Source organism: Candidatus Halocynthiibacter alkanivorans (assembly GCF_003333265.1).
Taxonomy (GTDB): domain Bacteria; phylum Pseudomonadota; class Alphaproteobacteria; order Rhodobacterales; family Rhodobacteraceae; genus Halocyntiibacter_A; species Halocyntiibacter_A alkanivorans.
This window is the reverse complement of record NZ_QOLB01000062.1, coordinates 45066-64177: the sequence shown is the minus strand read 5'-3', so window position 1 is coordinate 64177 and position 19112 is coordinate 45066. Positions and strand designations below refer to the sequence as shown.

14 protein-coding genes are annotated in these 19112 nt (G+C 58.5%); 6 read left to right on the top strand and 8 right to left on the bottom strand.

From position 1 onward, the window contains the following. Positions 1-53 precede the first annotated feature (53 nt). Together DWA01_RS05985 and DWA01_RS05980 are read left to right on the top strand one after the other, a co-directional pair. Positions 54-1175, top strand: coding sequence for an ABC transporter permease (locus DWA01_RS05985; RefSeq protein ID WP_114284933.1), 1122 nt, complete (start codon positions 54-56; stop codon positions 1173-1175). Between the two features lies 1 nt (position 1176). After that, positions 1177-1965: an ATP-binding cassette domain-containing protein gene (locus DWA01_RS05980; RefSeq protein ID WP_114284932.1), complete on the top strand. Its 789-nt coding sequence runs from the start codon at positions 1177-1179 to the stop codon at positions 1963-1965. Positions 1966-2061: 96 nt separating this feature from the next. Here the strand turns inward: DWA01_RS05980 and DWA01_RS05975 are convergent, their stop codons facing one another. The 4 genes from DWA01_RS05975 to DWA01_RS05960 all read right to left on the bottom strand — a co-directional run bounded on the left by DWA01_RS05975 (position 2062) and on the right by DWA01_RS05960 (position 9917). Next, on the bottom strand, positions 2062-3396 hold the full coding sequence (locus DWA01_RS05975; protein WP_114284931.1) for an HlyD family type I secretion periplasmic adaptor subunit: 1335 nt from the start codon (positions 3394-3396) through the stop codon (positions 2062-2064). Further along, a complete protein-coding gene (locus DWA01_RS05970; RefSeq protein WP_114284930.1) occupies positions 3393-5303 on the bottom strand; it encodes a type I secretion system permease/ATPase in 1911 nt (636 codons plus the stop codon). The genes DWA01_RS05975 and DWA01_RS05970 overlap by 4 nt, the downstream gene beginning before the upstream one ends. Positions 5304-5399: 96 nt before the next feature. After that, the gene (locus tag DWA01_RS05965) at positions 5400-8036 is read right to left on the bottom strand and encodes a prolipoprotein diacylglyceryl transferase (RefSeq protein WP_114284929.1); all 2637 of its coding nucleotides are present in this window, start codon (positions 8034-8036) and stop codon (positions 5400-5402) included. A 111-nt stretch (positions 8037-8147) separates the two neighbouring features. Then, positions 8148-9917, bottom strand: a complete 1770-nt coding sequence (locus DWA01_RS05960) for a hypothetical protein (RefSeq protein ID WP_114284928.1) — start codon at positions 9915-9917, stop codon at positions 8148-8150. Between the two features lie 756 nt (positions 9918-10673). On the opposite strand from DWA01_RS05960, the gene DWA01_RS23435 reads away from it, so the two are divergent. Further along, positions 10674-11399 carry a response regulator transcription factor gene (locus DWA01_RS23435; protein WP_235008436.1) on the top strand — a complete coding sequence of 242 codons (726 nt, stop codon included), beginning with the start codon at positions 10674-10676 and terminating at the stop codon, positions 11397-11399. After that, positions 11399-11896 (top strand): hypothetical protein, encoded by a 498-nt coding sequence (locus tag DWA01_RS05950; RefSeq protein WP_114284927.1) that lies wholly within the window; start codon positions 11399-11401, stop codon positions 11894-11896. The genes DWA01_RS23435 and DWA01_RS05950 overlap by 1 nt, the downstream gene beginning before the upstream one ends. A 67-nt stretch (positions 11897-11963) precedes the next feature. Here DWA01_RS05950 and DWA01_RS05945 read toward each other — a convergent pair whose 3' ends face one another. Both DWA01_RS05945 and DWA01_RS05940 read right to left on the bottom strand, forming a co-directional pair. Then, complete coding sequence (locus DWA01_RS05945; protein ID WP_114284926.1) at positions 11964-12752, bottom strand: pyrroline-5-carboxylate reductase family protein; 789 nt, start codon at positions 12750-12752, stop codon at positions 11964-11966. After that, positions 12745-13392 (bottom strand): TetR/AcrR family transcriptional regulator, encoded by a 648-nt coding sequence (locus DWA01_RS05940; protein WP_114284925.1) that lies wholly within the window; start codon positions 13390-13392, stop codon positions 12745-12747. The genes DWA01_RS05945 and DWA01_RS05940 overlap by 8 nt, the downstream gene beginning before the upstream one ends. A 104-nt stretch (positions 13393-13496) precedes the next feature. Between DWA01_RS05940 and DWA01_RS05935 the strand changes: the two genes are divergently transcribed. Then, positions 13497-15059 (top strand): trimethylamine methyltransferase family protein, encoded by a 1563-nt coding sequence (locus tag DWA01_RS05935; protein ID WP_114284924.1) that lies wholly within the window; start codon positions 13497-13499, stop codon positions 15057-15059. A gap of 9 nt (positions 15060-15068) precedes the next feature. Beyond that, positions 15069-17105: an oxidoreductase gene (locus DWA01_RS05930; protein WP_114284923.1), complete on the top strand. Its 2037-nt coding sequence runs from the start codon at positions 15069-15071 to the stop codon at positions 17103-17105. A 248-nt stretch (positions 17106-17353) separates the two neighbouring features. Here DWA01_RS05930 and DWA01_RS05925 read toward each other — a convergent pair whose 3' ends face one another. After that, positions 17354-18355: a P1 family peptidase gene (locus DWA01_RS05925; RefSeq protein WP_114284922.1), complete on the bottom strand. Its 1002-nt coding sequence runs from the start codon at positions 18353-18355 to the stop codon at positions 17354-17356. A 9-nt stretch (positions 18356-18364) separates the two neighbouring features. Beyond that, positions 18365-19111, bottom strand: a complete 747-nt coding sequence (locus tag DWA01_RS05920; protein WP_114284948.1) for an SDR family oxidoreductase — start codon at positions 19109-19111, stop codon at positions 18365-18367. Position 19112: the final 1 nt, after the last annotated feature.

Genomic DNA, 19112 nt, shown 5'->3' with positions numbered 1-19112 from the left:
TGGCCCCCTGTCCTTTCGTTTCTGTACCCCCCCAAATTGATACGAGGCCCGACATGTCCGAGGCACCCCCCGTCCCGTCCGCAGACGAGCGGATCCAGTCCCGATCCCGTTTCCGCGAAGCCCTGATCCGCCCTGAACTTGGTGGCATTTGTGGCAATATCATCGTATTCGCGATGTTTATTCTGTTCGCTTTTGACTCTGGCATGTTCGCGCCTCAGGGCATCATGAACTGGTCCATTGTTTCCGCTCAATTCATGATCATCGCCGTCGGCGCCTGTTTGCTGATGATCGCAGGCGAGTTCGACCTCTCGGTTGGGTCAATGATCGGCTTTGCCGGCATGATGATCGCCATTTTCACCATCACCCTGGGCTGGCCGGTCTGGATTGCCATTCTGGTGACCTTCGTGCTGACGATCTCTATCGGCGCACTGAACGGCTATATCGTGGTGCGCACCGGTCTGCCGAGTTTCATCGTTACCCTGGCATTCCTGTTCATCCTGCGCGGCTTTACCATCTTTCTGCCCCAGGTCATCGAGCGCAAAACCATCATCAGCGGCATTTCTGACGCGGCTGAAGGCGACTGGCTGGCGCCGATCTTTGGCGGCAAGATCCTGCGTGGCCTGTTTCAGTGGTTCGGCGATATCGGGCTGATCGAGACGTTTTCACGTGGCAACCGCATCGGCCAACCCGTTGTGGAAGGCGTACCAATGCTGCTGGTCTGGGCGCTGGTCCTGATCATCTTTGGCCATATTTTGTTGACCAGAACCCGCTTTGGCAACTGGATCTACGCGGCCGGTGGCGATGCTCAGGCCGCACGTTATGTTGGTGTGCCGGTAAACCGGGTGAAAATCACCATGTTCATGTTCTCGGCATTCTGCGCCACGGTTTTTGCCACCATTCAGGTGATGGAGTTCGGTTCTGCCGGCGCGGACCGCGGCTTGCTGAAAGAATTTGAAGCGATCATTTCCGTGGTCATCGGTGGCGCGCTTCTGACCGGCGGATATGGTTCGGTCATCGGCGCCGCACTTGGTGCGCTGATCTTTGGCGTGGTGCAGCAAGGCCTGTTCTTTGCCGGGGTGGAAAGTTCACTGTTCCGGGTGTTCCTCGGGGTGATCCTTCTGCTGGCGGTGATCCTGAACACCTATATCCGTCGCATGATTACTGGGGAGAAATGATATGAGTTCGCCACAAACCCCTATTGTGCAGATGCGCAATATTGAAAAACATTTTGGCTCGGTTATCGCATTGGCTGGTGTGTCGCTCGATGTGTTCCCAGGCGAATGCCACTGCCTTCTGGGCGACAACGGTGCCGGTAAATCGACGTTCATCAAGACCATGTCCGGCGTACATAAAGCGAGCAAGGGCGAGATCCTGTTCGACGGCAAGGAGATGAATTTTGAACGGCCGCGCGACGCGATCAAGGCCGGCATTGCCACCGTGTATCAGGACCTGGCAATGATCCCGCTGATGTCGGTGGCGCGTAACTTTTTCATGGGCAACGAGCCCCAGAAAAAAGTCGGGCCGTTCATGTTCTTTGACCATGAGACTGCCAACCGGGTGACGATGGATGAGATGTCAAAAATGGGCATTAACCTGCGCGGACCGGATCAGGCAGTGGGCACATTGTCGGGCGGCGAACGTCAGACCGTTGCCATTGCGCGCGCCGTGCATTTTGGCGCCAGAGTGCTGATCCTGGACGAGCCGACCTCGGCGCTGGGTGTGCGCCAGACCGCCAACGTGCTGGCCACCATCGACAAAGTGCGCAAACAGGGCGTCGGTGTGGTGTTTATCACCCACAACGTGCGTCATGCCATGGCAGTGGGCGACCGCTTTACCGTGCTGAACCGGGGCAAGACGCTCGGCACAGCAAAGCGCGGTGAAATCACCCCGGATGAATTGCAGGATCTGATGGCCGGTGGTCAGGAGCTTGCCTCACTGGAAGGCTCCCTCGGCGGCACGGTCTGACCCTCCGGATCTCTGCCCGGATCTCCGCCCGGGACATTTAAACCGCATGACAAACGCCGGCACATATCCTGTGCCGGCGTTTGCATTTCACCGCCGCTATTGTTCGCGGAACGCCCGGTTCATTGAATCACTGATCGGTTTGATCAGATAGTCGATAAAACTGCGTTCGGCGGTCTGGATCAACACCTCTGCAGGCATGCCAGGCGTCGGCGTAAACCCCGGCACCCGCATCAGCTCATCCACCGGGATCGAGACCCGGGTGACATAAACCTCGCGTACGCCTTCGCCGGACCTGTCGGTCACCGCATCGGCAGAGACATAATAGACCAGCCCGTTCAGCACCGGCGTGGTTCTCTGGTTCAGCCCGACCAGCCGCACCGTGGCCATCTGCCCAATGGTCACATTTTCAATTTCAGTGCGCGCCACCTGGGCTTCGATGATCAGGGGCTCGTCTGAGGGCAGGATTTCCGCTATCGCGCGGCCCGATTCAATCACCCCTCCGGCGGTATGATAATACAGCCGGATCACGGTACCGCTGACCGGTGATTTGATCTCCGCGCGTCTGAGAACACTTATCGCCTTGCGCGCTTTTTCACGCACGGAATCCAACTCGCTCTGCACCACCTGCAACTCGTCAACAGCGGCCTGGCGATGGGCGCTCAGCGTCTGTTCAATCTGGGTTTCATACCGGCGGCTGATCTCGGCTAATTCGGTGACTTCAGAGGCAAGACGCGCCACCTGCCCCTCGGATTCAGCCAGGGCGCGCCGCACCATATTCACTTCGCTTTTGCGCATCAGCCCCCGTTCAAACAGGGTGGATTTATCCGCCAGGTCTTCGCTCAGGATTGAAGCCTGCAACCGCATCGAGATCAGTTGCCGCTCATATCCCATAGAGCGGATGCGCAACGCTTCAATATTGCGCTCCAGCAAGGCAATATCATTGTTCAGCGCCTGCACCGCGACTTTGAACGCATTGTTCTGACCATCCAGGATTGTCGCCACTTCGAAATCACCGCGTTTTTCCAAAAGCGCCGGCGGAAAGACCAGCCGCTCCTGAGGGCTCAGTGCGGCAAGAATGCGCACTTCAGTCGCCTCGAGCCGCACCTGGCGCAGAAATAATTCGCGCTCTGAAGCCAGTGCAACGGTTTCATCCAGCGCCAGGATGATCTGACCGGCCAGTACGGTGTCGCCTTCTTTCACCAGGATCTCTTTGATGATGCCGCCTTCCAGGTGCTGAATGATCTTGTTGCGCCCGGTGGCGACAAAGCTGCCCTGGGCGATGACCGCTGCCGCCAGCGGTGCGTTAAACGCCCACCAGCCAAACCCGCCAAAGGCAATCGCCATCAGGGTGAAACCAAAGACCACATGCCGGGTCACCGACCGCGGCACATCCGCATACCATTCCTGCGGCATATCCGCGTCGGCACTCATGTCACCGCTCCACGGTTTGCCTGTGTTGGCAGGCTGCCGCCGTTGTTTTGTTTCTGTAGCTGCTGAACCACCTGATCACGGGCGCCAAACATGATGATATTGCCATCTGCCATCAGCATGATTTTGTCGACGACATTGAGCAGCGACGATTTCTGGGTGATCACAACTACGGTAATGCCGCTTTCACTGGCATGTTTGATCGCGCGTGACAGCGCTTTGTCCCCGGCACCGTCGAGGTTGGAATTGGGCTCATCCAGAATAAGCAGGCGCGGATTGCCAAAAAATGCCCGCGCCAGCGCCACCCGCTGTTTCTGCCCGCCCGAAAGCGGTGAGCCATCTGACGCCACCACGGTTTCATAGCCATGCGGCAGGCTGGCGATCATGTCATGCACATCCGCCAGCACCGCAGCGCGGTGGATTTGTTCATCAGTGGCGTCGTCCCGCATCCGGCCAATGTTGTTTTTGATCGATCCGGGGAACAGCTGCACATCCTGGGGCACATAGCCGATGCTTTCGCCAAACTGGCGCGGATCCCAGTTGCGCAGATCCATCAGATCAAGCCGTACATTGCCCGACGTGGGCAGGATGGAACCCACCAGCATTTTACCCAGCGTGGTTTTGCCGGCACCAGAATTGCCGATCACCGCCAGGGAATCCCCCGGGTTCAGCGAAAAGCTGAGCCCGTTCAATACCACCTGCTTGGTGCCCCCGGGCACATACAGCAGCCGTTCCACATCGAGACGACCTTCAGGCGAGGGAAGACGCAGCCGTTCAAATTTCATTTTTGTGTTCTGCATCAGACTGCCGATGCGCCCATAGGCCGCGCGCGACAGCAAAAACCCGTTCCAGCCCTCAATCGCGCCTTCAATCGGCGCCAGCGCCCGCCCGGCAATGATTGATGCAGCGATCACCATACCGCCGGTGATCTCGCCCTGGATCGCCAGATAGGCGCCCCAGCCCAACATACTGATCTGGGTCAGCAGCCGTGCGGCCCGGGACACCGCGGCTGAGATGATATTGCGGTCCTGCGCTTTTACCTGATGCTTCAGGGAAGCTGCGGTATCGCGCCCCCAGATCATCACCGCTTCGGGTACCATCGCCAGCGCATTGATGATCTGGCTGTTGCGCGCCATCGAGTCCAGATGCAGATTGGCCCTGCTTTGCGCCATACTGGCTTCGGCAAAGGGCCTGGCTGTCAGTTTCTGATTCACAACCGCAATCACCAGCAGGATCAGCGACGTCAGCACAACAATCATGCCAAGATGCGGATGCACCAGAAAAATCGCCAGAATGAACAGCGGTGCAAAAGGAATATCCAGGAAAGAAATCAAGGTGCCGGAGACCAGAAAGCCACGCACTTGCTGCAGATCGCCCAGGGTCTGAAATTCGCGCCCGTTTGAATGCAAAGCAGCGGTGGCCGCCGCGCTCAGGATCGGAGCTCCGAGCCGGGCAGCCACCTCTACCGCAGTACGCATCAGTACAAACCGGCGCACTGCATCAAGTATTGCCTGCAGTACGACCGCCCCCACGATCACCACAGTCAACATGATCAGAGTATCGACCGAGCGGCTGGTCAGCACCCGGTCGGAAATTTGGAAGAGATAGATCGGAATCGCGAGGATCAACAGGTTGGTGGCACAGGTCAGCACCATCACAAAGCCAAGATTGCGCCGCACCGCTGAGACGCCACCGGCCAGGCTTTTGGAAAATTCATCCGGGCTGAGACGCTGGTGAAAACCCGGCGGGCGGCGGCCGCCACCGCCGCCGTTGACCGACGGCACCGCCGCTTTTTCCCGGCGCAATACCGGACCGGTGTCAGCCTCGATCTGCTCGCCGGCAATACCACCAGTGCGCTCATCTTCCGGGACAAACCGCGGGTCAATCCGTTGTTGCGGGGTCAGGCGCATTACAGGCTTTTTCCCCGCGCGGCCAGACGTCGGCTCATCCGGCGGATTAGTATGATCCTTCAATGTGTTCTCCGATACTCTTTATGTTAAATCTCCTCAGGCCAGCATGGTCTGCAAAATATCCGCAGAACTGCTGTCGGTCACAATTGTGCTGCTGGTGTAAACATCTTCTGGCAGCGTATCTTCGATGATGTCCGGCGCGAGGAACGCCACGGCCTCACTCGCAAGCGCCATCAGAGCAACACCGGACGGATCTGCGTCAGTGTCGATCAGCTCTGCCTGATAGATCAGCGCCTCGCTGTAGACCTCGCCGCCAACCATGACGGTGCTGTCGACGCCGTAATCCACCACCTCGGCCAGGTTGACCAGAGAATTTGAACCGGTGGTGATGGTCACTTCGCCGCCGGATTTGTTGACAAAATCTTCCAGCGCCAGATGCACCTGATCAGCGTCCCCCAGGATATTGGTCTGGGTAATGGAGTTGATCGTCAGCCAGTCGCCTTCAATATACAGCACCCGCAGCACATCGATGCCGTCAAACATTTCATTTTTGGCCACGCTTGCGCCGATATTTTGCGCACCGGCAGCAAGCGCATGCCCTGCATTGGCAAATTTGACGTCCATCTCGATCCAGTTGTCGACACCGCTCGCGTCAATCACCGCTGAATTGAACAACAGATTGTCAGACATCGACAGACTGTCCGGCCCGGCACCGTCATAACTGAGACTGTCAATATCAAGCAGTGCGTTGACCTGAGAGATCAGATTGACAGAAACCATCGTGCCGCCGACCATGATCAGATCATAGCCAAAACCGATTTCCAGCATGTCGGCGAGGTTTATCAAACTATTGTTGCCAAGCTGAACCAATGTATCGTCACCGGAGAATTCGACGCGCGCCATGTCCTGGTCGGTGGCGAAATTGAACTGTTCGATCCAGTTTACCTGCACCAGATCGCCGTCCACCCGGGTCACCACCCAATGGTCCGGCAGGTCAGGCCGCCCTGGCCCGTCATTGTCACCATCATCGTCATCTGCATCCGGACTGACCACGGTGGTCGCTGTCTCAATGATTGCAGCGCTGTTATAGCTCTGGGACAGCACCGCCTCAGCGCTGCCGATACTTGCTTCAAACAGCACATTGACCTGGGATATTGCGTCGATCACCGCCACATCGCCCATCACCGCAATAACCGGCGCATCCAGCCAGGCCGAATGGATCGCGACCTCATTCAGCTGCTGATTGGCCCCGGCCACAACAGCGTGGCCATCTTCGACATCCCAGAAGCCGCCTTCGGACTCATCGTCATCCCCACCGTCATCGTCCCCGTTTTCACCGTCATCGTCATCGTCGTCCTGATCGTCGGCAGCTTGTTCGTCGGCACCCTGATCGCCGGTGCCTTCGTCATTGCCGTCACTGCCGGCGGCGTCAGCGGCGGCTTCGTCTTCGTATCCGGCGTCAGCAGCACCTGCGCTGTCTTGTTGACGGGCAACCTCCTCATCGCCTGCAACAAACGCGCCGTTTGCAGTGTCTGCTGCGCCGGCATCCCCTAATACATCAATGATTTTTTCAGCGTCCGCGGGCTCAATAAGCCCGGCATCGGCTACAGCTTCCGCCGCCACAGCAAGCTCTTCGACATGCGCAACAGCCGCACTGACACCCGTTACAGGCGCTTCGATAAGCTCCGCAATTGTTTCGATCCCTGCGATAACCGTGAGGCCTTCACCATCTGAAATATCCAGGGTTTTTACCCGCTCAGCAGCACCACCGGCAGCGGCATCCGCGTCTGGCTGTGCTTCTGGCGCTGCGGCTGCTGAAACCTCTTCGACAGTTGCAGCCACCGCTGCATGTGCAAGATGTGGATCCCCGTCGTGAGCCCCCCCGCCGTCAGAGCTGTTGTCCGCGACAATTGCCGCTGTCTCACCTGGATCAGCTTTTTCTTGCTGCTCTGTCTCACCTGGATCAGCGTGTTCGGGCCCTTCTGTCTCCTCAGACTCAAAATACGCCGGCCTGACATCGTCAAGCTCGGTCAGTTCTTCGACGTGCCCTCCGTTTTCGTGCTTCCCAAGTGCATCCGCACCGCGCAGGATGGTGACGCTGGCACCTTCAATTCCAGGATCCGCAACCGCGTCCAGCAACTCCGCGACGTAGCTCGCATAGCCTGCAATGCCTCCGTGCGCAGGGCCGATAATGGCAGCACTAAACCCGGTCAGGCTGCCGGCCAGGATCATCATCCCTTCGGTCTGGGTGTCAAAATCCTTTGGCGCCACGAATGTCAGCGCCCCTTCTTCATCAAAAATATCACCATATATATCGTTGTCGCTGAGCGTGTTCAGCTGCACTGTCACCGCAAGCAGAGAACTCGCCGGCTGGAGATCAAACTCCGGCCCCGGCGGGGGAATCCGTATTTCGCCGTCGGACTGGCGCACAAATTTGCTGAGACCGGTGGATATATAGATGTCCGGCAGCTCTGACGCATTCTCCACCCAAAAACGTGCCGGCTCAACAGCAAGCGCCTTAAACTGCAGCCCGTTGAAAGACGTGGAAAAATCACCGGTACTATACGGGGAGTCTATCGTCACTTTCACGTTCAGCAACTTGCCAAATTCCGCATCCAGCTTTTTCAGCGCTTTAAACTCATCATAGACCTGCCGCATACGCAGCTCTTCTACAACGGTGGCGAATATGCCGATGAAGTGGTTGACGATTTCCGTCGTGGCGTCAAAAGCCATAATAATTACCCCTTAATACACCCTGCGCTGGCCTCAGAGGTCGGGTATTCCTGCATGTGATCTGCAAGTGTAACGGGGCCGGAATTACCGGCCCCGTTCAGAGAATATGGCTTATACGCCGTCGCTGTCGTCGCCGATATAGGTCGAGCTCAGGCTGCCACCCACAACGGTCATATCCACCGTGTTGCCCAGCACATTCGCGCCCATCACAATCGACTGGTTGAACGCTGTGGTGTTGATTGCGGAATCTGCGCTCGCTGCGCTGGTCCCGGTGACATAACCGTCGTCACCGTTGTTTGACCCCCACATGCCAGCACTGCCACCGGCACCACCGTCACCATTATAGGCGTCCCCAGCAGCACCACCGGCACCACCAGTTGCCATGGCGTCGCCGCCCCAGGCATGACCGCCATAGCCGTCACCGGTCAGACCGCCGATGGCAAGCGCACTGCCACCCTCGCCGCCGTAACCGCCGTCACCGCTGTCACCGCTTGTGGCGGTCGCAGTCGCAGACCCGTCAGACGTGTTGGACGCATCAGCCGCCGCGTCAGCAGCGCCGGCATCGCCGGTTGTGGCGTCGTCACCGATGCCAACACCCAGACCGCCGGCCAGAGCAGCTGCAAAGCCGCCGGCATCGCCGCCTTCGGCACCGTCGCCACCGTCGCCGCCGTCACCGCCGGCAGCACCGTCGCCACCGTCACCGCCAGCAGCAGCATCGCCACCGTCGCCGCCGTTGTCACCGTCGCCGCCTTCAGCATTGGCAAGTCCGGCACCGATCAGGCCAAGCCCGACGCCGATTGCACCGGCATCGCCGCCGTCACCGCCGTCACCAGCATCGCCGCCATCATTGTCAGCGTCGCCGTCGCCGCCAGCGCCGCCGTCGCCGTCATTATCGCCGTCGCCACCTTTGGCACCGTCACCGGCATCCACATCAGACCCCGCACCGGCAAGCCCCAGTCCAAGCCCGGCGCCGACAGAGGTTGCACTGCCGCTGGTGTTGCCACCTTCGGCATATGAACCCGCCCCGGCAAGGCCAAGACCAAGCCCGAGCGCCACCGCACCGGCGTCGCCGGTTTCGCCGGTATCTCCGCCGTCACCGCCATCATCACCATCAGCTTTGGTGTACTGATTACCGCCGTCACCGCCACCGGCATACGCGTGGCCGCCTTCGGAAGAACCACCTTTTGCATTGCCGCCATAGGACCCGGCATCATCGCCACCGTCGCCACCGTCGGTTTCAACTTCGATGCCCTCATCAGCTTCGGCATCGCCACCTTCAGAATCGTTATACTGATACAGGTGGCCACCCACCTCAGCGCCCTCAAGGTAATCGTTGTCCTCAAGCGTATTGTTCATGACGTTGACAGTACCGGTGTCATTGCCCAAGCCGTTCAGCGCATCATTCAGAATGTCACCGATGCTCTGATCATTGCCGGGGTCATAAACCATGTTCCCGTTTGCCATCGTGATGTCATCAATCTCGGAATCATCCAGATAGAAATCGGCAAAGTCATCATCCGTGGGCACATAACCATCCAGACCAACGCTCACATTTGTGGTCACCGTGGTGGTCACATCCGTGTCATTGGTTGCGGTGTTGGTGGCTGTATTTTCGGCCGAATTGTCGGCGCTGTTATTGGCTTCATTGTCGGCAGAATTGTCGGCGCTGTTCTCGTTTGAATTGCTGTTATGGTTGCCGTTCAGATTGAGGTTGCCATTGCCATTCAGGTTGAGATTGCCGTTCCCGTTCAGATTGAGATTGCCGTTGCCGTTCCCATTCAGATTGAGATTGCCGTTGCCGTTCCCATTATCATTGTCGTTCTCATTGTCGTTGTCATTGGAATTGTTGCCCCAAGGGGTCCAGTTACTTCTCCTAGACATAGGAATACTCCCAGAAATGGGCTTGCCGGACCGCCAGTCATTCTAACGCAGTCATCGGAAAGCTGATTACAGGTAAACGAGAATTGTGCGGCTGATCAGTGCTGACATTGTGAGATCGCACCGGCGCCGCAGACGCATATCCGTGCATTGCCCTCCTTCTTGCTGCCGGTCAGAATTGCAGGTTCAAAAAAGCAAATACACACCACGCGTTATCCTCTGGATATTCCGTGGCATGGGCTTTTGATTGTGCAAATAAACAACCGGAGTCTGAAATACGCCGCAGCAGATCACGGCGCGCTCAGTTTTCTCCTTTCGCGCTGCCACTGATAGCCAGGCCAACGATCTAGACCCCGGTGGGCAGGTTAAACCAGCGGGATAGAATGGTTTTTAAGTTTCAACGATTGGCGTAAATCGATTCGAAGCCGAAAATACTGCTCGAATCGTGCAGCACTCGCCTCTAGGTTTAGTGCGTCCCAGCGCGACCCAGAGCAGTCACCAGCGCCTGTCCGGCGTAACATTCTGTTCTTGTTAATAAAATATTAACCAGCCGGAGTTGCGCAGCGAAAATACTGCCTGTTCGGACTGTGGACTAAAGCCTAAGCAGACCTAGACTTTTGGATAATATCGCGACTTTGCTCATAAGGCGTATGATAGAAGGGGCCGGTTTTCGTAAACCATTTTGTAAAATGCGCTCTGTCGGCCCCCCGGATTTCACCGGGCTGTTTGTTACATGTAATTTTGTTACCGGGGGACCACATGAAAGATCAGGGGAAAACCGCCCAGGAATCCGCACCCAAATCTGCGCTGTCGCCGCATAAATGCCTGAAGCCGTCTGCGGTATTTGTCGGCCACACGCTCAGCTTTTCAGATGCGATGATCCGCATGGCCTGCCGCGAATTCGATGACATCAACATTGTCAGGCTGGAAAGCCTGCAAGAGGTCACAGTACAGCCGGACCTTGATCCTCTGACAATCCGCGCCCTTGTGGTTGAGGACTCTCTGTATACTGATCTGGTCAGTGATTTTGAGGCGTTTCAGCAAGCCGCGCCAAAGGGCCGGGTCGTGCTGGCCTACACTTCACCCGAACCCGCCCGAAAAATTCTGGCGCAGCAACACGTGCAGCGCGAACTGGCTGGGGTCAGCTTTTTGCCGATGAATGCGCAGTTTGACATGTGGTGTTCCATCATGCGGCTGACATTGTGCGGTGAAGGCTTTGTGCCGCGCGACCTGCTGCTGGAAGCCAGCCTGCCCCATCATCATTCCCCGGCCTTCAACACTGATATTGCCATGCTGACCCAGCGCGAAAACGAAGTTCTGTCGCTGGTATCAGAAGGCAAACAAAACAAGGTCATCGCCGGGGATCTGAACCTGTCTGAACACACGGTCAAACTTCACCTTCACAACATTATCGGCAAACTGGGGGTCAAGAACCGCACCGAAGCAACGGTCTGGTTTCTGTCCCATATCGCGGCGACCCCATAATGGCGGTGGCTGAGCCACTTTCTTTTGACGATTTCCTGCTGCTGGTGGGACGGCTGAACTATGCCTGGACCAATACCGAAAGCCTGTTCATCCATCTGATCGCCGGTCTGACCCGGATGGACAAAGAAACGGCGGTGGTTATTTTTCTGACCCTGAACACTTCACGCGCCCGGATTGACCTGGTGGAGCGTCTGTCAAAAATGACGCGCCACAGCGTGCCTGAACGCAAAGCGATCCTCGCACTCACCGCCCGTATGGTGAAACTTTCCCACTTAAGAAACCGCTTTAATCACTGCATTTACGCCTTTGACTCGGAGGGCGGTCATCCCAAAACCATCCTGATGCGGATTGCCGATCGCAAGGACACAATCAAGATGGGCCAGATCAGTGACATTGATGACGAAATGCTGACCGGTATCAGTGAAGCTATCGACAATCTGGGGCAGCTGAACCGCGACATCTGGGCCTTTGTACAGCGCCACAATTACCCGGTCTGACCGGTGTTTCCGGCCCGGTGCCATCGCAACGGTAACTGCGAAATGCCAGCAAAGATCTGCGACGCGTCTATCCGGAAAAATCTGCCAGTTCCGTCGCCCGGGTGATAGCAGCGTCAAACGCGCCGGCCAGAACGGGCTGCAACCCGCCCGTTTCCAGGCTGGTAAACGCAGCCGCGGTGGTGCCGTCATACCGGATCATGCCCTGCACATACGCCGCGATATCAAAGTCAGCGTTGGCCATGATCTGCCCGCTGGCTTCCATCTGCGCTTTGACCGCCCTGACCGCAATGTGCCCGGCAATGCCCCGGGACATGGCCTCGCGGATCAGCATGTCCGCAACCAACCCCAGCATGCCAGGAACCGGGCCGTTTAACGCGGTAAAAAAGTCGATCTGCGCCTCATCATCAACCTCGGCCACCTGACCGCCGGACACAAAAACCTGGTTGACCCGGTTACGGTCCTCTGCTGTCAACCCGGCGCTGGCGCACCAGGTGGCAAAGCCAAGATCTTGATCCACCGCCAGCGGACCACACATTGCGCGCACCGCCCGCCGGGAGCCGGATTTATGCATAATCTGTTCCAGAGTGACGCCGGCCATCACCGAGATCACCAGCCCGCTGGTCTGAAACGCCAGTGTGGAAAACGCGGCAGGTGGCACAGCGAGGATCACCACCTCGCACATGTCAGCCAACTTTTGCGCGGATGCCGTTGTCGCTGTGCCGTCTCCCAGGTGTTCCTTCTGGCTGCGGCCGCAAATCATCAAATCGCCAGCCGTGCAGCGCCCGTTGCGCAACAGCGCCCGTATCAGCGCGCCACCCAGTTCACCTTCACCACCAATAATGCCGATTTTACGCATGTATATTTTCACTCATCCCGTGGCGGGCGCGAAACCGGCGGATTTCAGCCGCGGACGGCACTTGCCCGGTATAGATTTCGATATGATCCGGCATCCGCCCGACCCGGGGTTCAAGCGGCTCACGCACCAGCATCGCAATGTAGCCGACCTGGGTGTATATCACTGTGGCGGCGCGGGAGTCGGCCTGTTTTTCGCTGAATCCATAGCGCAGGAACATCGCTTTAACCGCATCACGTCGTGTATTATCCGCATGCTGGATCAGGTCCTGCACCGCGTCACTGGTCAGACCCCAGTTGCGCACCGCCCGGTCAAATTCAGTGTCAAACAGCGCAGTGTCGATCCAGCAGTCATAGAGGTTGAACATCGCTTCAGAAATGCTCTCGGCATAAGCTTCGGTCCGGGCCACAAGATTGCCGGTGTTCTTGTCCTGCCACCGCATCAGCAAGGCGGACAACAGCGCGCCGCGGTCCTCAAAATGCCAATAAAAACTGGTGCGCGACAGGTTCAACGCCTTGGCCAGCGGCATCACTTTGACCGCGTCAATGCCGCCTTCAATCAGAGCTTTATACGCCCCGTCAACCCAGAGCGCCGCTGATCCGCGTTGCCTGTCGGTCTGTTTGCCTGTCGGTTTTCCTGCCATGACGACGGGATAGCAGCCCTGGCCCGGCGATGCAAGATACTTGACAGGTGTGTAATAGTACTCGACACATGTGTCATGAACCGTTGCGCTCCGGGAGGGACAGCATGATAGCAGATACAAAATTAAGAACACGCAGCCGTGGTGGGCGCCGCGCCCGCCAGGCTGCAGACGCCGCTGGCCCGGCTGAGCAACGCGTCCCCTATATCACCCGCAACCTGCCAACCTATGATCTGCTGAGCGACAACAAGCTGGATCAGATCCTGGCCACATCTGACCGGATCCTCGCTGAAATTGGCATCAATTTCTGGGAGGATATCGAGACGGTCGAACTGTTTCGGGCTGCAGGCGGTCAGGTCACCCATAAATCTGAGGACGTATGGAACATCCGGTTTGCCCCCGGGCTGATCCGCGACATCCTGAAAACTGCGCCCGCCAGCTTTACCCAACACGCCCGAAACCCGGCCAACTCGGTTCAGATCGGTGGTGACGCAGTGGTTTTTGCCCCGGCCTACGGCTCACCTTTTGTGATGGATCTGGACCGGGGGCGGCGCTACGGCACCATTGAGGACTTTGAAAACTTCGTCCGTCTGGCCCAGTCCAGCCCGCATCTGCACCATTCCGGCGGCACCATTTGTGAACCCACCGACGTGCCGGTGAACAAACGCCACCTTGATATGGTCTATGCCCATATCCGTTATTCTGACCGGGCGTTTCTGGGCTCCATCACCGCTCCGGATCGGGCCGAGGACAGTATTGAGATGTGCCGCATCCTGTTTGGCGCCGGTTTTGTCGACCAGAACTGCGTCATCATGGGCAATTTCAATTCCACCTCGCCGCTGGTCTGGGACGGGGTCTCGACCCGGGGCATCCGTGCCTACGCGGCAGCCAATCAGGGTTCGATCCACCTGCCCTTCCTGCTCGGTGGCGCAGTGTCGCCGCTGACAATGGCGGGATCGATCGCGCAGAGTCTGGCGGAAAGCATGGTCGGCTGCGCCCTGACCCAGCTGGTACGCCCCGGTGCACCGGCAGTGCTGGGTGCCTTTCTGGCGACAATGTCGCTGCGCTCAGGTTCCCCCACTTTCGGCACACCAGAAGCCGCCACCGGCAGCCTGGTCATGGGGCAACTGGCGCGCAAACTCAATTTGCCGCTGCGCTGCGCCGGCAATTTCTCCAACTCCAAACTGCCCGACGCCCAGGCGATGAGCCAGGCCATGATGTCGATGATGTCGGCGGTTCAGGGCGGCGCCAATTTCATCCTGCATTCCGCTGGCTTTCTCGACGGGCTGCTGTCGATGTCGTACGAAAAATTCATGCTGGACGCCGACATGTGCGGCGCGCTGCACGCCTATATGCAGGGCGTTGAAGTCAGTGAAGAAACGCTCGCGTTTGACGCTTTGGCCGAAAAAGGCCCCGGTGAGCACCTGTTTGGCGCCCAACACACCTTGCGCCATTACAAGACCGCCTATTGGGAAAGCGGCCTGGATGATTATCAGCCCTGGGAGACCTGGGATGAACAGGGATGTGTTGACGCCATGACCCGCGCCAACGCCAAATGGAAAGAAACGCTGGCGAATTACAAAGCGCCGCCGCTGGACCCCGAGATTGACCGCGCCTTGCGGGACTTTATCGCCACCAAAAAAGCGTCGATGCAAGACGCCTGGTACTGAGGAAAACCCATGAGTAAAGACCCGCTGCTGCAGCCCTTTCAGCTAAAACACCTGACGATCAAAAACCGGATTATGACCACCGCGCACGAACCGGCCTATCCCGAAGACGGCATGCCAAAGGCACGCTACCGCGCCTATCACGTGACCCGGGCAAAAGCTGGCGTTGGCCTGACCATGACCGCCGGATCCGCTGCGGTGTCGCGTGACAGCCCGCCGGTGTTCAACAACATTCTCGCTTATAAGGACGAGGTTGTCGGCTGGATGCGCGAGTTGAGCGACGCCTGCCATGAACACGGCTGCGCGGTGATGGTGCAGCTGACCCATCTTGGCCACCGTACCCACTGGAACAAGGGCGACTGGCTGCCCGCTGTGGCGCCTGGCCACGCCCGCGAACCCGCGCACCGGGCCTTTCCCAAAAAGATGGAAGACTGGGACATTGCCCGCATTATCACTGATTACGCGGATGCGGCAGAACGCATGCAGGCCGCCGGTCTCGATGGCATTGAGCTGGAATGTTACGGCCATCTGATGGATCAGTTCTGGACATCGCGCTTTAACACGCTGGAGGCACCCTGGGGCGGCAGTTTTGAAAACCGCTCGCGCTTCTCGCTTGAAGTGCTCGCCGCGATCCGCAAACGCGTCGGCGCCGATTTCATCGTCGGCGTACGCTATACCGCCGATGAGAACGCGCCCGGTGGCATTTCCGAGGCCGAAGGTCTGAACATTGCACGCGCGTTCCGCGACTCTGGCAACGTGGATTTTCTCAACGTTATCCGCGGTCATATCGACACCGATCCCGGCCTGACCGATGTGATCCCGGTGCAGGGTATGAAAAGCGCACCGCATCTGGATTTCGCCGGCCGCGTGCGTGCCGAAATTGGTATGCCCACGTTCCACGCCGCGCGCATTCCGGATGTGGCCACTGCGCGCCATGCAGTGGCAAACGGGCTGCTGGACATGGTCGGCATGACCCGCGCCCATATGGCCGACCCGATGATCGTGCAAAAAATCATTGAGGGGCGCGAAGAGGATATCCGCCCCTGTGTCGGCGCCACCTATTGCCTTGACCGCATTTATCAGGCCGGGGACGCGCTGTGCATTCACAACGCCGCCACCGGTCGCGAATTGTCGATGCCCCATGATATTCCCCGTGCAGATACGCGCAAAAAAGTGGTGATCATCGGCGCTGGCCCCGCCGGTTTGGAAGCCGCAAGGGTGGCGGCTGAACGCGGTCACCAGGTTGTGGTGTTTGAAGCGGCGGCGGAACCAGGCGGGCAGGTCCGCCTGACAGCACAGACCGGACGCCGACGTGAAATGATATCGATCATTGAGTGGCGGATGGCACAATGTGCTGCGCGCGACGTTGAGTTCCGCTTTAACACATGGGCAGAGGCTTTTGATATCACGGCTGAAAACCCGGACGTAGTGATTGTTGCCACCGGTGGCCTGCCGCATACCGAGATCCTCACCACCGGCAATGATTTGGTGGTTTCGACCTGGGATATCCTGTCGGGTGACGTGAAACCGGGTAACAATGTGCTGGTGTTTGACGACGCCGGTGACCATCCAGGCCTGCAGGCGGCCGAGAAGATCGCTCTCTCGGGCGCCCATGTCGAAGTGATGACCTCTGACCGCAGTTTTGCACCCGACGTGATGGCGATGAACCTGGTGCCCTATATGCGCTCCATGCAAGAACGTGACGTGCGCTTTACGGTGACTTACCGGCTGTTGGACGTGGAACGAGAGGGCAATCAACTGCGTGCCGTGATCGGCACCGATTATTCTGACCACGTGGAGAGCCGGCTGTTTGACCAGGTGGTGGTGAACCACGGCACCCTGCCGCTGGACGAGCTGTATTTTGATCTCAAACCTGGGTCCTCCAATCTGGGCGAACTGGATCAGGACGCTTTCATCAACGGGCGGGCACAGACGATCACCGGCAACCCGAACGGGCGCTATCAACTGTTCCGGATTGGCGATGCGGTTGCGGCGCGTAACACCCATGCAGCGATCTATGACGCGCTGCGGCTGGTGAAAGACATCTGAACCGGCATGCTGAGCCCGTTATGGGCTCAGCCACTGCCTGCAATCGTTGCACGCCTGCCCAAGTGTTCAGGCTTTGTGTTCAGCCCTTGCAAACGACCGATGTGCTCAGCCGTCGCATTCAGCTGTTTCGCGCTGCCGTCATGTTCAGCCGTCAGTTTCAGCCGCTTCGCTCAACCGATGTGTTCAGCCTATGTGCTCTACCGTCGCGATCAGCCGTGGCGCCTGACCTTCGTGCCCATACGTCGTGATCAACCGTTGCGCCCCTGCCAGGTTGGAAACAGATCGCCCGGTGCCGGCTCTGCTGCATACACCCCACGCGCGATGGCGCGGCTGAGACACAGCGCTGCGGCGTGTCCGATCTCCATCACATCCATACTGCAGTCGCTCAGCTCATGGACGCCGGTGGCCAGGGCAAAGACCAGATCACCGTCCATCGGTGTATGCGCCGGTACAATCGCCCGCCCGATGCCGTCCTGCGCCGCCGCAGCGATGCGTTTGCACTGGGCTTTGCTCAGCTTTGCGTCGGTGGCGATGATCGCGATGGTGGTATTGCCGCGCGCATTAAACATGTCGGATTTCACCGGCAGCCTGCGACTGGCAATGTCAGGCGTGACATCAGGTCCCAGGCCACCAAATTCGCCCTGCAGTTCAAACTGCGCCGCCCAGAAATGACGCTCCCCTGGCGTGGTCACCGCGCCAAACGGATTGACCGCGACCAGAGCGCCAACAGTGATGCCGCTTGGCAGCACCAGCGAGGCCGAACCAAGCCCGCCTTTTAACGTCGCAGACGTCGCGCCCGTCCCGGCCCCGGCCGTGCCAAGTTCAAACTCATCCGAGGCCGCGTCAAACGCCGCGCGCCCCAGCGCGTTATAGGGATTTTGCGTCCAGGACTTGTCACCGCCGTTGACCAGATCAAACAGGATCGCCGCCGGTACCAAAGGCACCTGGATACCTCCGACAGGAAAACCACGCCCTACGTCACGCAGCGCATCTGTCACACCGGACGCCGCATCAAGACCAAACGCAGAACCGCCCGACAGCACCAGCGCATCCACCATAGCGACGGATTTGTCCGGCGCCAGCAAGTCGGTTTCCCGCGTGCCCGGCGCGCCGCCCATCACATCCACCGACGCCACAAAGGGTCGATCCGCGGTCAGCACCGTGGTGCCGGATTTCAACGCGGCGTCCCTGGCGTTGCCAACCCGCAGCCCGGCAACATCGGTGATCAGATTTTTCGTTCCTGGTCTCATGTTCACTCCTCAGATACAGCGGCCGCCGTCGACTTCCATACAGACCCCTGTAACCATACTGGCCTCATCGGAACACAGGAAACAGGCGGCATTGCCCAGGTCTTCCGGCGTGGAAAACCGGCCCATCGGGATGGTGGCCAGGAACTTTGCCCGCATTTCCGGCGTGTCTTCACCCATAAAGGATTTCAGCAGCGGCGTTTCACCGGCCACAGGGTTCAGCGCGTTGACCCGGACCCCCAGTGGCGCCAGCTCCACCGCCATAGCGCGGGTGGCAGTGATCACCCAGCCTTTGGAGGCATTATACCAGTTCAGTTTTGGCCGCGGGCTGACTCCGGCAGTTGACGCCACATTCAGCACCGCCCCCGTGCCGCGCGTTTTCATATGCGGGATGATATGTTTCGCCGTGAGGAACACCGATTTGGCGTTGACGGCGAACACCCGGTCAAACTCTTCTTCGCTAACGTCTTCCATCGGCATTGGCAGATGGGTAATGCCGGCGTTGTTGACCAGGATATCGATCTGACCAAAGGCTTCAAGCGTGGCATCGCGCAACGCCTTCACCTGATCAGATTTTGCCATATCCACCTGACAGGACTGCGTGCCGCCACCGATCTCAGCCGCCATTTTACCGGCCGCCTCGCCATTGATATCGGCAATCATCACCCGCGCGCCCTCAGCGACAAATTTGCGCACAATGCCGGCGCCAAAGCCCGAAGCACCGCCGGTCACGATGGCTGTTTTTCCCTCTAATCGCATG

Coding starts and splice junctions, on each gene's coding strand:
- DWA01_RS05935 (WP_114284924.1), top strand. CDS start 13,497: ATGATAGCAGATACAAAATTAAGAACACGCAGCCGTGGTGGGCGCCGC.
- DWA01_RS05960 (WP_114284928.1), bottom strand. CDS start 9,917: ATGTCTAGGAGAAGTAACTGGACCCCTTGGGGCAACAATTCCAATGAC.
- DWA01_RS05970 (WP_114284930.1), bottom strand. CDS start 5,303: ATGCGCCTGACCCCGCAACAACGGATTGACCCGCGGTTTGTCCCGGAA.
- DWA01_RS05965 (WP_114284929.1), bottom strand. CDS start 8,036: ATGGCTTTTGACGCCACGACGGAAATCGTCAACCACTTCATCGGCATA.
- DWA01_RS05945 (WP_114284926.1), bottom strand. CDS start 12,752: ATGCGTAAAATCGGCATTATTGGTGGTGAAGGTGAACTGGGTGGCGCG.
- DWA01_RS23435 (WP_235008436.1), top strand. CDS start 10,674: ATGAAAGATCAGGGGAAAACCGCCCAGGAATCCGCACCCAAATCTGCG.
- DWA01_RS05940 (WP_114284925.1), bottom strand. CDS start 13,392: ATGGCAGGAAAACCGACAGGCAAACAGACCGACAGGCAACGCGGATCA.
- DWA01_RS05925 (WP_114284922.1), bottom strand. CDS start 18,355: ATGAGACCAGGAACGAAAAATCTGATCACCGATGTTGCCGGGCTGCGG.
- DWA01_RS05985 (WP_114284933.1), top strand. CDS start 54: ATGTCCGAGGCACCCCCCGTCCCGTCCGCAGACGAGCGGATCCAGTCC.
- DWA01_RS05950 (WP_114284927.1), top strand. CDS start 11,399: ATGGCGGTGGCTGAGCCACTTTCTTTTGACGATTTCCTGCTGCTGGTG.
- DWA01_RS05975 (WP_114284931.1), bottom strand. CDS start 3,396: ATGAGTGCCGACGCGGATATGCCGCAGGAATGGTATGCGGATGTGCCG.
- DWA01_RS05920 (WP_114284948.1), bottom strand. CDS start 19,111: ATGCGATTAGAGGGAAAAACAGCCATCGTGACCGGCGGTGCTTCGGGC.
- DWA01_RS05930 (WP_114284923.1), top strand. CDS start 15,069: ATGAGTAAAGACCCGCTGCTGCAGCCCTTTCAGCTAAAACACCTGACG.
- DWA01_RS05980 (WP_114284932.1), top strand. CDS start 1,177: ATGAGTTCGCCACAAACCCCTATTGTGCAGATGCGCAATATTGAAAAA.